At 64.3% G+C, this 14,293-nt stretch carries 10 protein-coding genes; 4 read left to right on the forward strand and 6 right to left on the reverse strand.

Annotated features, from left to right (window positions below):
• Window positions 1-28: 28 nt before the first annotated feature.
• On the forward strand, window positions 29-955 hold the full coding sequence (argF, locus tag QZY44_RS23300; protein WP_295453450.1) for an ornithine carbamoyltransferase: 927 nt from the start codon (window positions 29-31) through the stop codon (window positions 953-955).
• Window positions 956-1,014: 59 nt separating this feature from the next.
• Window positions 1,015-1,695, forward strand: coding sequence for a TIGR04211 family SH3 domain-containing protein (locus QZY44_RS23305; RefSeq protein ID WP_295453457.1), 681 nt, complete (start codon window positions 1,015-1,017; stop codon window positions 1,693-1,695).
• Window positions 1,696-1,865: 170 nt separating this feature from the next.
• Here QZY44_RS23305 and hypF read toward each other — a convergent pair whose 3' ends face one another.
• The 4 genes from hypF to QZY44_RS23325 are packed head-to-tail and all read right to left on the reverse strand — an operon-like array spanning window position 1,866 to window position 6,049.
• Window positions 1,866-4,235 carry a carbamoyltransferase HypF gene (gene hypF, locus QZY44_RS23310; protein WP_295453460.1) on the reverse strand — a complete coding sequence of 790 codons (2,370 nt, stop codon included), beginning with the start codon at window positions 4,233-4,235 and terminating at the stop codon, window positions 1,866-1,868.
• A 19-nt stretch (window positions 4,236-4,254) separates the two neighbouring features.
• Window positions 4,255-5,019 carry a hypothetical protein gene (locus QZY44_RS23315; protein ID WP_295453465.1) on the reverse strand — a complete coding sequence of 255 codons (765 nt, stop codon included), beginning with the start codon at window positions 5,017-5,019 and terminating at the stop codon, window positions 4,255-4,257.
• Between the two features lie 11 nt (window positions 5,020-5,030).
• Complete coding sequence (locus QZY44_RS23320) at window positions 5,031-5,654, reverse strand: hypothetical protein (RefSeq protein WP_295453470.1); 624 nt, start codon at window positions 5,652-5,654, stop codon at window positions 5,031-5,033.
• 17 nt (window positions 5,655-5,671) lie between these two features.
• Window positions 5,672-6,049 carry a response regulator gene (locus QZY44_RS23325; protein WP_295453474.1) on the reverse strand — a complete coding sequence of 126 codons (378 nt, stop codon included), beginning with the start codon at window positions 6,047-6,049 and terminating at the stop codon, window positions 5,672-5,674.
• Between the two features lie 470 nt (window positions 6,050-6,519).
• Between QZY44_RS23325 and QZY44_RS23330 the strand changes: the two genes are divergently transcribed.
• Both QZY44_RS23330 and QZY44_RS23335 read left to right on the forward strand, forming a co-directional pair.
• Complete coding sequence (locus QZY44_RS23330; RefSeq protein WP_295453477.1) at window positions 6,520-8,202, forward strand: efflux RND transporter periplasmic adaptor subunit; 1,683 nt, start codon at window positions 6,520-6,522, stop codon at window positions 8,200-8,202.
• A 94-nt stretch (window positions 8,203-8,296) separates the two neighbouring features.
• Entirely contained in the window at window positions 8,297-11,482 is a 3,186-nt protein-coding gene (locus QZY44_RS23335; RefSeq protein WP_295453480.1) for a CusA/CzcA family heavy metal efflux RND transporter, read from the forward strand.
• Here the strand turns inward: QZY44_RS23335 and QZY44_RS23340 are convergent.
• Both QZY44_RS23340 and QZY44_RS23345 read right to left on the reverse strand, forming a co-directional pair.
• Window positions 11,479-12,837 (reverse strand): phosphatidylserine decarboxylase family protein, encoded by a 1,359-nt coding sequence (locus tag QZY44_RS23340; RefSeq protein ID WP_295453484.1) that lies wholly within the window; start codon window positions 12,835-12,837, stop codon window positions 11,479-11,481. The genes QZY44_RS23335 and QZY44_RS23340 overlap by 4 nt on opposite strands.
• A 228-nt stretch (window positions 12,838-13,065) precedes the next feature.
• A complete protein-coding gene (locus QZY44_RS23345; protein WP_365305120.1) occupies window positions 13,066-14,082 on the reverse strand; it encodes an AAA family ATPase in 1,017 nt (338 codons plus the stop codon).
• Between the last annotated feature and the right edge of the window lie 211 nt (window positions 14,083-14,293).

Consider the following 14,293-nt stretch of genomic DNA (forward strand, 5'->3'; position numbering starts at 1 on the left):
CGACCCATTCCCGGAGAACGGACCCGCGATGCAAGCCACCCCGACCACCTGTCGGCACCTCCTCTCGCTCACCGACCTGACCGCCGCCGAGATCCGCGCCCTGATCGCGCGGGCCATCGAACTGAAGGCCATGCGCCGGCGCGGGGAGGACTATCGCCCTCTGCGCCACCGCATCCTCGCGATGATCTTCGAGAAGTCGTCCACCCGCACCCGCGTCTCCTTCGAGGCGGGCATGGCGCAACTCGGCGGTCACGCCATGTTTCTGTCGGCACGCGATACCCAGCTGGGGCGCGGTGAACCGGTCGAGGACGCCGCCCGGGTCCTCTCGCGCATGGTCGACGCGGTGATGATTCGCACCTTTGAGCAGGAGACCGTCGAGCGCTTCGCGGCCTACTCGCAGGTCCCGGTCATCAATGGCCTGACCAACCGCCTGCACCCCTGCCAGGTCCTGGCGGACATCCAGACCTATGTCGAGCACCGTGGTGAACTCCGCGGCCGGCGGGTGGCCTGGATCGGCGACGGCAACAACATGTGCCAGACCTACATGGAGGCGGCACGCCTGTTGGATTTCGAGCTGCGCATCGGCTGCCCCGTGGGCTTCGAGCCGGACCCCGCCCTGCTGGCCTTGTACGCGGACCGCTGCGAGATCATGCACGACCCCGCGGCCGCCGCCGCGGGGGCCGATCTCATCGCCACCGATGTGTGGGCCAGCATGCACCAGGAAGACGAACTGGCAACGCGCATGGCGGCCTTCGCCCCCTTCCGGGTCAACGAGGCGGTGATGGCCAACGCCGCGCCGGGCGCACTCTTCATGCACTGCCTGCCCGCCCACCGCGGGGAGGAGGTGAGCGCCGCGGTGATCGACGGCCCCCAGTCAGTGGTCTGGGATGAGGCCGAGAATCGGCTGCATGTGCAAAAGGCATTGCTTGAGTTTCTACTGGTACCCGCAGGTTGAGGCGGCCGCGCCTTTTGCACTGAAAAAGGCCTTACAACACATCGTAGCGAGGACGCCCCATGAAACCATTAGCGCCGTTGCTGTGCGGACTGTGTGCTGCGCTACTGATTCCGTCGTGGGCGCAGGCCGAGACCCGTTATGTGACCGATCAGCTGGAGATCAGCCTGCGGGCCGGGGCTAGCACCCGCTACAAGGTCCTCAAGATGCTGCCGAGCGGCACGCCGCTCGAGGTGCTGGCGGTCAACCAGACCACCAAATACACCCAGGTCAAGACCCCGGACGGCACGGTGGGCTTCGTGCCGCAGGAGCTGATTCAGACCGAACCCGCGGCACGCAACCGCGTCCCCGAACTGGAGGCACGGCTGGCCCAGTTGCTACAGTCACCGGATGCGCTCTCCGCCCGACTCGCCAAGACCCAGGCCGAGCGGACCGATCTGGAGTCGCGTTACCAGGACCTGGAGCAGAAGAAGAATCTGCTGGAGCAGCAACTCGCGACGATTCGCCACGCCAGCGCGAACGTCCTGGAGGTCACCAGCGACCGCGAGCGCCTGCGGCTCCAGGTGGCGGATATGACCCGCGCCCAGGCCGACCTGGAACAGGAAAACCGCGATTTCAAGAACCAGACCAACCAGCGCTGGTTCCTGATCGGGGCCGGGGTCCTGATCGGCGGGATGCTGCTCGGCCTGATCCTGCCCCGCCTGCGCCCGGGGCGGCGCAAGAATACCTGGGGGTCGCTATAGCGCTGAGGGCCTCGATCATCGTCCCAGCCACCGATGTTAGGTTGCGGGGATTTTAGCCACGGAAGCACACCGAAAACACGGAAAAAGAGGAATGGTTCCGTGTCGTTCCGTGTGTTTCCGTGGCAAGACTGCGACTGACTGCCGGCGCTCCAATCTTGCGATGGGCGCAGTTACGAGCAAGGCGAAGGGTCACCGACCCAAGCCGCCGCAATTACCGCCTGGCCCAGGGCCAGACCACCGTCGTTGGCGGGCACCTGATGGTGGGTCAGGGGCTCGAACCCACGCCAGCGAAGGCGGTGGCAGACACCTTCCAAGACCAGCCGATTCTGGAAGACCCCGCCGGACAGCGCGACCCGCGTGAGCCCCTGGGCTCCCGCCAAGTCGGCGGCCAGGTCGGCCACGGCGCGGCAGAAACCCTGGTGGAACCGGGCGCTGATCTGCGCCGCCGGAACCCCGGCGGCCAGGTCGTCGAAAAGACCGGCCCACAGGAGGGCGGGGTCGAGCAGGGTGCAGCCATCGTGAGCGATGCGACCCCAAAGGTAGCCCGCTCCAGCGGTCTCCATCGCCCCCACCGCCAGTGACTCTAGTTCAATGGCCGCCTGCCCCTCATAGCTGATCCGCTCGGCACACAGCCCCAGGGCCGCGGCCACGGCGTCGAACAGGCGCCCGGCGGAACTTGACAGGGGCGCGTTGAGGCGGCGCGCCATCAGGGTGCGGAGCATGGGCAGGGGCCGTTCGGCCAGTCGCCGGGTGAGCTCCAGACCCGGCCAGCGGCGCCTGAACTCCTCCCAGCCCAGACACACCTCGATCTGCGCCACCAGGTTGCGCCAGGGCTCCAGGATCGCCCGAGTGCCGCCGGGCAGGGGGACCGGCCGCAGCCAGCCCAGGCGCCGATAGCCGCGATAGTCGGCCGCCAGAAACTCCCCGCCCCAGAGGGTCCCATCCGCCCCGTAACCCAGGCCGTCCAGGGCGATGCCCAGTACCGGCCCGCCGTCCAGGGGCCAGCCGTTATCGGCCAGGACGGCGGCGATATGGGCGTGGTGGTGCTGGACCTGGACCAGTTCCAGCCGCTGCCGGGCGGCCCGCTCCCGGCCGGTGAGACTCGCGCGATAGTCCGGGTGCAGGTCGACCGCGATTCGCGCCGCGCGGTGCTCAAACAGGGACTGATAGAGATCGATGGTATGCGCATACTCGCGGGCGGTGTGCGCCTCCTCCAGGTCGCCCAGGTGTTGCGTCAAGATCGCCTGAGCGTCACGCAGCAGGCAGACCGTGTTCTTGAGCTCACCACCCATCGCCAGGACCGACGCACAGTCGGCAAAACCCGGCGGCAGGACGAGGGGCGTCGGGGCGTAGCCGCGCGCCCGCCGCAACAGCCGCGGCGCCCCCTCCATCCAACGCACCACCGAATCGTCCACCCGGTTGACGATCGCCCGGTCGTGCAGCAGGGCGAAGTCGGCGAGAGCACCCAGCCGCATCAGGGCATCAGCATTGTCGATACACTGCGGCTCGTCGCTCAGGTTTCCGCTGGTCATCACCAGCGCCCGTTCCCAGTGCGCCAGCAACAACAGGTGCAGGGGACTGTAGGGCAGCATGAAGCCCAGGGTCGATTGGCCGGGGGCGAGATCCGGCGCCAACGCCGCGGCCGGGGTTTCCGGCCGCCGCTCCAGTAGCACGACCGGCGCGGCCGGGCTCGCCAACAGTGCGGCCGCGCCGTCCCCCACCCGGCAATAGCGCCGGATGACCGCCAAATCCCTGGCCATCAGGGCGAAGGGCTTGCCGAAGCGCCGCTTACGGCGACGCAGTTCCGCCACCGCCGCGGCATCGGCGGCATCGCAGGCCAAGTGGAAGCCCCCGATGCCCTTGATCGCCAGAATGCGCCCCTCACCCAGCAGCCGCGCGGCCGCAGCGATGGCGTCCCCGGCGCCGAAGTCGGCCGGGTCCAGTTCCCGCCCCGCCCCATCCGCCAACCAGACGCGTGGACCGCAGGCCGAGCAGGCGTTGGGCTGGGCATGAAAGCGCCGGTCCGCAGGCTCCCGATACTCGGCGGCACAGGCCGGGCAGAGTCTAAAGACCGCCATGCTGGTATTGGCACGGTCATAGGGAATGGCGCGCAGGATGCTCAAACGCGGCCCGCAATGGGTGCAGTTGGTAAAGGGGTAGCGATAACGGCGATCGGCCGGGTCCAGGATCTGGGCGGCGCACGCGGCACAGGTGGCCGCGTCCGCCACCACACCGGTCTGCACGCCGGTGGCCGCACTTGCCAGGATCACGAACCCGGGCGGCTGCGGGGTGGGCACAACGATGGCGCTGGACTCGATGGCAGCGATCCGTGCCAATGGCGGGCAGTCCAGCCGCAGCCGGGCGCAGAAACGATCGAGCAGGTCAGGGGCGGCATCCGTTGCCGCCCAGACGCGGATCAGCACCCCCTCACCGTCATTGCGCACATCGCCACGCAGGCCGAACTCCCGCGCCAGGCGCCAGACCATGGGCCGGAAGCCCACTCCCTGCACCAGGCCGCGCACACGAATGGCTGCACCCATGATGGTCGGCGACACCGTATTAAAACGCCATCTTCGTTTCCCGCAGCGTGATCTCCAACAGGGCATGACGCCGTCGGGCGTCGGCAATCAGCGAATCCGTATCATCCTGGCTGATGGCAAAGAAGGTCTCGATAGTGTCGCGGATTTGCATCCCTTCCTGCACCAGCTCCTTGGGCATCAACTGCTCGAACTGGTCACGATACTTTCCCGTCAATAGATCATCGATCGAGGCCCCTTGCAGCAACTGTCCATTGCCGTTGATCCAGCCCATTTCGAGCAATTGGGTAATAAAAGACGGCACCTGCTTGATTCCCGTAAGGGCCTTGATACCCTCGGCAATCTTGGCGGTAAACCGGCGACTTAGTTCCTTGGCGATCAGCTTGATAATCAATTTATCGAGGTCATCCTTCAATTCGCGATACTGCGTTAAACTATTCCCCCCCTGCTGCGCCCGCTCCAACACTTCGCTAGGCACAATATGAATTGAAATCTCCATGACATTCTGCCCGCCGTCACAGACCTTAAATTGTATATCCATACTCAAACTCTCCATCTGACTGATCAGCTTGCGCCGCTCATGTGGAGAACTATTCGCCGTCAGCCGCTCACCATGCCGCTCCATGTCCATAATCGTCTTGACCAGGCTGGAGCCCATTTTCGGGAAGAAGAGATTAGCAAAGCGATAAAGGGCGAGTAGCTTTTCCGTGGACACATTGTCCGCATCAAGATAAATTGGTGAAAAAAGGATCGGGTCGGCGCTCAACAACGATGCTTTACGAAGCATATTTTCACGCCTCAGGCGTTATAAATGGTTCCGATACTGCGGAATGGCAAGCGGTAAATGACATAAGAAACTGCGAAGTCGTTTTCTAGCATCTTATCCAGACGGTGCATCACCCCCATAAACACCAGCGGCAGCTCGCCCGGCTGCAGCGTACTGCCGATGCGATTCAAGATAAATTGATCGCGTAACGCCAGCAACCCGCGGCTCCTGCTCTGGTATTCCGCATTGCTCGCCGCTTGGTCAGCGCCCACATTATTCATCAGTAACTTATTGAGGAGATCATACTCCTGTATCAGTAAATCCATATCTTCCGTACCCTCGAGGATCGCCCCGCTCTCGATCAACTTGCAGATAAATGATAAATCCGGGCTACCACTTTCCGCCAGCCGTCTGGCTAATACGACTTCATTACTGCACACCGGCATCCCGTCATGATAAATGCGCGTATGCTCCCAGGAAATATTCAACTCTCCGATTTTTGCAGCAATCCCCTTCCACATCTCTTCAACTGCCGACACTCCCTTAGCAACTTGCCCTCTTCTTATCTTCTTGTTGCTCAAGATCGAATCTGTGCGCCCGGCGTCTTCCTGGGCATGCAGAATCGGAACATAGATCAGCCTTCTGTTTTCTTTCATCGCATCGACTCTTTCAGTTAAGGCATGAGCGCCTTGCCGATCACCTCTACCAAATCTGAATTTTCAAAAGGCTTACTCAAGTACTCACTGACATCCAGATCGGCCGCCTCCCTGATGGTATCGGGGCAGCCATACCCGGTCAGGATGACCATCACCACCCGCCCATCGTATTCGCGGATATTGCGCAAAGTCTCAATGCCATCCATTTCCGGCATGCGCAAGTCCAGCAGAATCAGATCCGGGTCCTGTCGCTCATTGACCAGAATGCCGTCAGCACCATTGGAGGCAATGAAGACCTGATAACCCTCGCGTTGCAGGACGTGCCGTATCAATGCCAGCAAATCCGGGTCATCCTCAATGATGAGTATCTTGCGATTCGTCAACTCTGCGCTCATTGCTCTTCCCCCAAGTGATTTGGTTGCTTGCTGTCGCTGGTCATCTCCGGCCCACTGATAACACCGCCGCACATCGTAAACCCGGAGCCACCTTCCCCGCCCGCGCTTTCAATTCACGGGATAGGGACAGGCATTTCCAGTGTGCCAGGGCGAGTTCAGACGGGAGGATAGCCTTGATGCGGGTGGTCGGCAAGGTCGGCACCAAACGGCACACGTTGCTCTGGCCGTGATCATCTTACCGATCACACCGCCCACCACAAGGCCGCTGGTTCACAAATCCTAAAGACTCCGGACCAATCGGGTTCGGGCTACCGACTTTTCGTTGCACCGACCGCTTGTCGTTGCCCGGCACAACCCCGACTATAATCCCCTTATGCCGGGATCGGATACCCGCCCAAGGTTGAGGACTTCGCCGGCGACGGCCCAGTACCGACCGCCAACACCTGCCTGCGTACCGCTGCGGTTTCACTATGCATACCTTGCCCAAGTCACTCTTCGCCCTCTGCCTACTGGCCGCCGCTGCCGGCCTGGCCGGCCAAAGCGCCGCAGTCGAAGGCCCCGCCAGCCCCCCCCTGCACGTCCATGCGGCCATGGTCTATCAGTGCCCGATGCACCCGTGGATCAAATCGGACAAACCAGGCGAGCACTGCACCATCTGTGGCATGGAACTGGTCGCGGTGGCCAGTGAGGGCGGGGCCGTCGTCGATCCGAACCTGGTCACACTCAACCCCGCTCAGGCCGCGGTAACTGGCGTGCAGACCAGCGAGGTGACCCGTGGGGCGCTCACCCGGACGCTGCGCGTCAGCGGGGTCATTGAGGATGACGACACCCGCCATCGCATCCTGGCCGCCCGGGTTCCGGGCCGCATTGAGAAGCTCCACGTCAACTATGTCGGGGCCGAGGTCGAGGCCGGGGCGCCGCTGGCCACCGTATTCAGTCCTGAGATGCTCACCGCCCAGCGTCAATACGTCGAGCGGATCAAGGCCGGGGCGGTCGCCACACCGCTGTCGGAGCGCGCGGGGGCGCGTGAACGCCTACTGGAATTGGGACTGACCGAGGAGGAGATCGGCATCCTGGAACACACCCTCAAGCCGACCGCAATGGTCAACATCCGCGCCCCACTCTCCGGCACCGTGATCTCGCGCTCGGTCTACGAGGGCCAATATGTCAAGACCAATGATCCGCTCTTCGAGATCGGTGACTTTGCGCGGATGTGGTTCGTGTTCGACGCCTACGAACCGGACCTGGCCTGGCTGCGGCTGGGCCAGCACGTGGAGGTGTCCGTACCGTCCCAACCCGGCCAGGTGTTGACCGCCCCCATTACGTTTATCGACCCGAGCCTGAACGAGAAGACCCGCACGGCGCGGGTGCGGGTCACCCTGGAGAATCCCGAGCACCGACTGCGCTACCGCCAGACCGCACAGGCGGTGGTGGCCGCAAGCTCGCTGGATGGCCTGCTGGTGCCACGTGCCGCCGTGCTTCAGCACAGCGGTCGGCCCATCGTCTATGTCGACGCCGGGGGTTCCGGCTACCGGGCGCGCGAGGTGCGGATCGGTCGCGTGGGCGACACCAACGACGAGGTCCTGGACGGTCTGAAGCAGGGAGACCGGGTTGTCACCCAGGCCGGTCTGATACTGGATTCGCAGGCGCAACTGGCCCATGCCGCGGTGGATGTTGCGGCGGCCGACCCGGCGGCCGTCACGCCCGCCAAGGTCGCCGCCGGCACGCCAGCGCATAACGAGGCGACCTACGCGCTGCTGCGCACCCTGGTCTTCGCCGCCGCGGATGCCACCACCGCCCTCGCCGCCGACGATTTGTCCGGCTACCAGAAGGGCCTGCCCGCGATGCGCACGGCACTTGCGGCCTATCTCGCGGGCTATGCCCCGGCCGCCCGCGGCGCCTTGGCCGCATTCACCGGCAAGCTGCCGGACGCCCCCGACCTGGACGCTGCGCGGCGTGACTTCGAGCCATTCAGTACCGCCGTCGCCGACCTGGCGCGGAGCGAACATCTCCAACACCGAGAAGAACTCTGGATCTACCAGTGCCCGATGAGTCCGGTGCTCGGTACCGCGCGCTGGCTTTCGCGTTCACATCACTTGCGCAACCCCTTCTTCGGCTCAGCCATGCCCGGGTGCGGAGACGAGGTGAAATGAGCCGGTCCTGTGATCCGCCACCGGCTCGGGTAGGGGCGGGTTTGAAACCCGCCCCTACGGTGCCACCACACGGCGTTCCCGCGCGGGGTCCAGTATGATTAACCGCGTCATTACCTGGTCGCTGCACAACCGCTTCCTGGTCATCAGCGGCTTCCTCGCACTCTGCGCCTGGGGCCTGTTCGCGCTCCAGCGCGTTCCCATCGACGCCATCCCGGATCTGTCGGAAAATCAGGTCATCGTCTATGCCGACTGGCCCGGGCGCTCGCCCCAAGAGGTCGAGGACCAGATCACCTATCCGCTGTCGGTTTCATTGCAAGGGCTGGCCGGTGTCAAGACGGTGCGGGCCAGCTCGATGTTCGGCTTCTCTTTTCTCACGGTCATCTTCGCCGACAAGGTCGACGTCTATTTTGCCCGCACCCGGGTATTGGAGCGGCTCAATTCATTGGGCGACCTGTTACCGCAGGGGGTGATCGCGCGGCTCGGCCCGGACGCCACCGGACTCGGTTGGGTCTATCAGTATTACCTCGATGACGCCTCCGGCACCCAGGACCTGGGGTCACTGCGGACCCTGCAGGACACCGATATACGCTATCAACTCGCCGCCGTGCCGGGGGTGGCCGAGGTCGCCAGTATCGGCGGCTTCGTCCGCCAGTATCAGATCGAGGTCTCCTCGCTCAAGCTCAAGCAATACGGCGCCACCCTGGGTGAGGTGATGGATGCGGTGAGCAGGTCCAATCTCAATGTCGGCGGTAAGACGATCGAGGAGAACGGCGCCGAGTTCATCGTCCGCGGGGTCGGTCTGGTGCAGACGGCCGCCGACCTGGAACTGATCCCGGTGCTGCCGCGCAAGGGCACCCCGCTGTATCTGCGAGATCTGGCCACCATCCAGATCGGCGGCGATTTCCGCCGCGGCGCACTGGATGTCAATGGCCGGGAGGTGGTCGGCGGCATCGTGGTCATGCGCTATGGGGAGAACGCCTACCGCGTCATTGCGGACGTGAAGGCGCAGATCTCGGCCCTCGCACCGGGTCTGCCCGCGGGGGTGCGCGTACTCCCCTTCTATGACCGCAGTGACCTGATCGGGCGCGCCATCGGCACGCTCAAGGATGCGCTGACCGAAGAGGTGATCCTCGTCACCCTGATGCACATCCTCTTTCTCTTCCATTTCCGCAGCATACTGATCGTCACCCTGCCGCTGCCGGCTTCCATCCTGATTGCATTCATCCTGATGGACCAATTCGGTATCCCGTCGAATATCATGTCCCTGACCGGCATTGCGATTTCAATCGGCGTACTGGTCGATGCGGGCATCGTCATGACCGAGAATGTGATCCGTCATTGCGAAAGGGCCGAGGCAGCACTCAAGCGCCGGCTCGATGCCGCGGAGGTCTTTGCCCAGACCCTGACCGCCGCCACCCAGGTGGGGCGGCCCATGGTCTTCTCGATGCTGATCATCATACTGGCCTTCGTGCCGGTGTTCCTGCTGACCGGGCAGGAGGGCAAGCTGTTCCATCCGCTCGCCTATACCAAGACCTTTGCGCTGATCGGGGCGACGCTGCTCGCGGTGACGGCAGTGCCGGTCTTCTGTACCCTGCTCGTGCGCGGCCCGCTCAAACCGGAGAGTGAGAACTGGCTGATGAAGGGCCTGTTGCGGGTCTATGAGCCGGCGCTCGATTGGGCACTTGGACATCGCAAGACCGTCCTGGGGCTCGCGGCCACCCTGCTGTGCATTTGCATTGTCATCGCCTGGGGCCTGCCGCGGACGGTCAATGCCTGGCTGCCGGAGTCGGGTGCGCGCCATACCCAGGGGTTCGGCACCGAGTTCATGCCCACCCTGGAGGAGGGTTCACTGCTCTTCATGCCGGTCATGCTCCCGGCCACCGCGCTGACCGAGGTCAAGCGCATCGTGGCCTGGCAGGACCAGGTGATCCGCGTCCACCCGGCGGTCGCCACGGTGGCCGGCAAACTCGGCCGCGCAACTACCGCGACCGACCCCGCACCGGTGGAGATGATCGAGACCACCATCACGCTCAAACCGCGCGACCAGTGGCCGCCCGGGACCACCAAGGCTTCCATTATCAGTGACCTGTCGGCCCGCCTGATGGACCTGCCCGGTTATGTGCCCGGGTTTCTCCAGCCGATCGAGAACCGTATCCTGATGACCAGCACCGGCATCCGCGCCCAGGTCGGGGTGAAGATCTTCGGCAACGACCTTGATGCACTCCAGCAGAAGGCGTTCGAGGTCGAGCGAGTCATCAATCAGGTGCAGGGGGCCGTGGGTGTCGCGCCCTCCCGCGTGCAGGGCAAGCCCTACCTCGAAATCCAGGTACGCCGCGACCTGCTCGGCCGCTACGGGCTCAGCGTCCAGGAGTTGTTCCGTCAGGTGGAAGCCGGCATCGGCGGGGTCACCGTCGGCACCACCATCAAGGGCCGCGAACGCTGGCCGCTCCAGGTACGGTTGGAGCAGGACGAACGCGGCGACATCGACAAACTCGGCGAGATCCCGCTCGCCACTCCCTCGGGTGCCACGGTGCAGTTGCGCCAGGTCGCCGATCTCAAGCGCGTGGTCGGCCCCAACGAGATCCAGAGCGAGAACGGCCGCCTGCGGGTCTTCGTCCAGGCCAATGTGCGCGACCGCGATCTGGGCTCCTTCGTCGACGCGATCAAGGAGCGCATTGCCGCCGAGGTCACCCTGGCGCCGGGCATGACCATCGAATACTCGGGCCAATATGAGCAGCAGTTGCGCGCCCGCCAGACCCTGCTCTATGTCTTTCCCGCCGTCATCCTCATCATCTTTGCGACCCTGGTGATGACCTTCCGCTCGTTCGGGGAGGCAGCGCACGTCATCCTGGCGGTGCCCTTTGCACTCACCGGCGGCGTCTTGCTCCAGGCGTGGATGGGATTCAACTTCAGCGTCGCGGTGTGGGTCGGCTATATCGCCTTATTCGGCACGGCCATTCAGACCGGCGTCATCATGGTGACCTATCTGGAGGAGTCGGTGCAGGACGCCCGGCAGCGCCTGGGCCGGGCACTCACCCGCGAGGAGCTGATCACGGCCGTCAAGGCCGGGGCGCGACTGCGACTGCGCCCCAAGGTGATGACGGTGGCCACCACCATCGCCTCCTTGACACCCATCTTCTGGCTCCAGCGCACCGGGGTGGAGATCATGCAGCCGCTGGCCACCCCGGTGGTCGGCGGGATGATCTCCAGCCTGGTGCATATCCTGATCGTCACGCCGGTGATCTTTCTGTGGTTACGGGAACGTCAGCGTCCCGCTTAATTCGCGCCCGCGGCCCGGACCGTCGCAATCCGCGCCCGCACCGGGATGTTCAGCGGTTTCTCCGGGAACACACCAGGCGTCTGGCCACGCAGATCGAACTCCAGATCGACTTGCGGCCGGAAGATCAGGGTATGGGTCGAGCCGCCGAAATGGAACATGCCGAGTTGCTCTCCTTTCTTCACCTGTTGACCGGGGTAGACGTTGATTTCGGTGGAAGAGACCTCCCCCATCCCGACGAACATCACGGCCATCAGGCCAATCGCCGGATGATCCGCTTGGATGAAAATCAGGGCGCGCGCGGCGACTTGCGTAAGGTAGCGTTGTGAGCCATTGGGATTGTACTGCTCAAAGCCGAGCGCATGCGCTGCCGCGTAATAGGAACCATCGATCACCCGGGTCTTGACGATCCGGCCGCTGACCGGGCTGTGCCAGCGGTGATAACTAAAGGCGCTGAGAAACGCCTGATACACGGTCCCGCCCTCGAACTGTGCAGCGAGCGGATCGTCCGCCAGCATATGGGCTAATGAATAAGGCTGGTCCTTGATCCAGAACTGATCGCGCAGCTTCACCTGGGTGGCCAAGCGATAGGGCACCGACTCACAGGCATTGGCGATGACGCGATCGTCATCCGGGCTGGCCACGGGGCGACGGCCCTCACGAAAGACGCGGGTGAAAAAGTCATCCCATGATCCGAAGCCATAATAGGGCAGTTGCGGATCGGATACGAAATCCTGCACCAAGGTCGGCATGGCCGCGAGCGCATCCCGTCCCAACCAGCCCGTCTTGGGATCGTCGCTGAGCGCAGTACGTGAATTCGGCGACCTCAGGTAGACCGCCCACTGGGCGAGGATCTTCTTCAATTGCCGATTGACCTTGTCGTTCAGGAAGGCAGTCGCACCGGCCGGCGTGCCCATGGCCCAGTTCACCATCGCATTGATCGGAAAGCCAGCCATACCGGTCTGATTGAATTCCGGGGCCTGGGTCAGTATCCGGTTCATCACTTGCAGCATCTCGCGATAGTCGCGCACCGCCGGATTGCCCGCCGGGTCCTTCTCATACCGCGGCTCATGCGGGATCTGCTCGAACATCTGCGTAAACAGCATGAACAGTTCCGGGTCGTTTTCGATCAAGGCCCTGAACTCATCAATGACCGGCAGCAGCGGCGTCGTGTCACCTTGATCACCGGTATGTTCAGCGAGCCGCTGGCGCACCTCCTGCAATGCCAGTTGATCCGCGTGCAGCCAGGCGCCCGCCTGCTGGGGTGCCGATGCACCCGCCACCGGGGGTTCGGCCCAGGCCATCGGCATGGCCAGGATGAGTGCCAGAATACCTGCCAGAGAGTATTTCGTTTTCATCGTGAAATCCTGCGCTGGTTAAATCATTGAACACCGGGCGGCGATCACAACGCGACCGCGATCATCGTTCGGGCCACAGCAACACCCTGGGAGCGCCGCACCCAAGTCGCGGCGAAACCTCGCAAGTCACCGCGGCATTGCGGTTTACTGCGAGGCAGGGCCGCGACTTGGGTGCGGCGTCCCCAGGGTCGCGGCCAAGAGGATACACCCGCGGCCAAGCCCGCGGCATCAGCCTCCGAACCCCTCCCGATAGCGTTTCAGCCAGTCCTCGAAGAGCGGCACGCGCAGGCGCCAGCGGCCGTCCTCTTCGATGACATAGCCGTGCTCGGCCAGCCGCGTCAGGGCCGCGCGGTTGGCGGGCGGGCGGCCAGCCAGGACGTCCTCCACACAGGCGCGGCAGCCGGGGGCGGTGCAGAACTCGTTCCAGAAGCGCTCCATGGCGGGAGACTCACGGTCAACCCCGCGGGCCAGGGCCTCGTCCAGGTCGGCCATGGTCATGGCCCGGCGCCCGTCGCGGTTGGCAATGTCCACCAGGTGTTTGCAGATGGTCTGGAGCAGGGCTGGGTGGCCGCGGGTGAGGTCGAACAGGCGCTCAGGGACCTCGGGCGGGTAGCGCAGCGACGGGACCGGCTGCGTGATCAGCCGCAGCGAATCCGCCCGCCACAGATAGTCCACCCGCAACCGCAGGGCCTGGACGAAGAATTCGGACCAGTCGGGGTGACGCAGTTCAGAGAAGGGCGTGGCCCCGGCGAACAGCAGACAGACCTGAGTCTGGTGCTGGGAGAAGCTGCGGATCGCCGCCAGCAGGCGCCGGCCCTGGTCCGGGTCCTGTGCCAGATAGCGGTGCAGGGTCTCGTATTCGTCGAAGGCCAGGATCAGCCGGCAGTGGGCGCCCTCGGCCGCCGCCGCGAGCCAGGGTTCAAGTTGCGCCCAGGCGGCGACCCAATCGTCCGGCGGGCCCCAGTCGTCCGGTTTCAGTTGCAGGGTCTCCGCCACGCGTCGCCGCAGGTCCTTGAGCCAGGCCGGGACCGAGGTCACCGCCGCCCCCTGCATGTCCTGGAAGACCACCCGGAACCCGGCCCCGAGCAGGGTCGGCAGGAAGTTCAGTAGACTGGTCTTGCCCACCCGTCGCTGGCCCTGGATCAGCAGGAGGGGCAACTCACGGGCGGTCAGCACCTCGCGGGTCAGCTCATGGCGCAGGTCGTCACGGCCGAGGAACAGGTCCGCGTCCTGGCCCGGGCGCAGGGGTGAACCGGGGCGGTAGACCTAGAAAGAGCAGTTGGACCTTGCCCTTGTTGACCTAACCTGATGAAATATTAGGGCAAGGAGGTGCGTATGAACGATCTTATCCTTCACCCTACGGGTGAAACCGAAACGACCGCGTTAGTGGCGTTCGCCGGCCCGGTTGCCGTGGACACGTTTGGTGGCAGGGTCCACGTTGAGTGGGACCCGCAGG

It is taken from the genome of uncultured Thiodictyon sp. (assembly GCA_903837595.1).
In the GTDB taxonomy this organism is placed as follows: Bacteria; Pseudomonadota; Gammaproteobacteria; order Chromatiales; family Chromatiaceae; genus Thiodictyon.

Excerpts from the sequence above, each read along its gene's own strand:
- QZY44_RS23335 (WP_295453480.1), top strand. The coding sequence starts at position 8,297 with ATGATTAACCGCGTCATTACCTGGTCGCTGCACAACCGCTTCCTGGTC.
- QZY44_RS23315 (WP_295453465.1), bottom strand. The coding sequence starts at position 5,019 with ATGCTTCGTAAAGCATCGTTGTTGAGCGCCGACCCGATCCTTTTTTCA.
- QZY44_RS23340 (WP_295453484.1), bottom strand. The coding sequence starts at position 12,837 with ATGAAAACGAAATACTCTCTGGCAGGTATTCTGGCACTCATCCTGGCC.
- hypF (WP_295453460.1), bottom strand. The coding sequence starts at position 4,235 with ATGGGTGCAGCCATTCGTGTGCGCGGCCTGGTGCAGGGAGTGGGCTTC.
- QZY44_RS23305 (WP_295453457.1), top strand. The coding sequence starts at position 1,015 with ATGAAACCATTAGCGCCGTTGCTGTGCGGACTGTGTGCTGCGCTACTG.
- QZY44_RS23320 (WP_295453470.1), bottom strand. The coding sequence starts at position 5,654 with ATGAAAGAAAACAGAAGGCTGATCTATGTTCCGATTCTGCATGCCCAG.
- QZY44_RS23330 (WP_295453477.1), top strand. The coding sequence starts at position 6,520 with ATGCATACCTTGCCCAAGTCACTCTTCGCCCTCTGCCTACTGGCCGCC.
- QZY44_RS23325 (WP_295453474.1), bottom strand. The coding sequence starts at position 6,049 with ATGAGCGCAGAGTTGACGAATCGCAAGATACTCATCATTGAGGATGAC.
- argF (WP_295453450.1), top strand. The coding sequence starts at position 29 with ATGCAAGCCACCCCGACCACCTGTCGGCACCTCCTCTCGCTCACCGAC.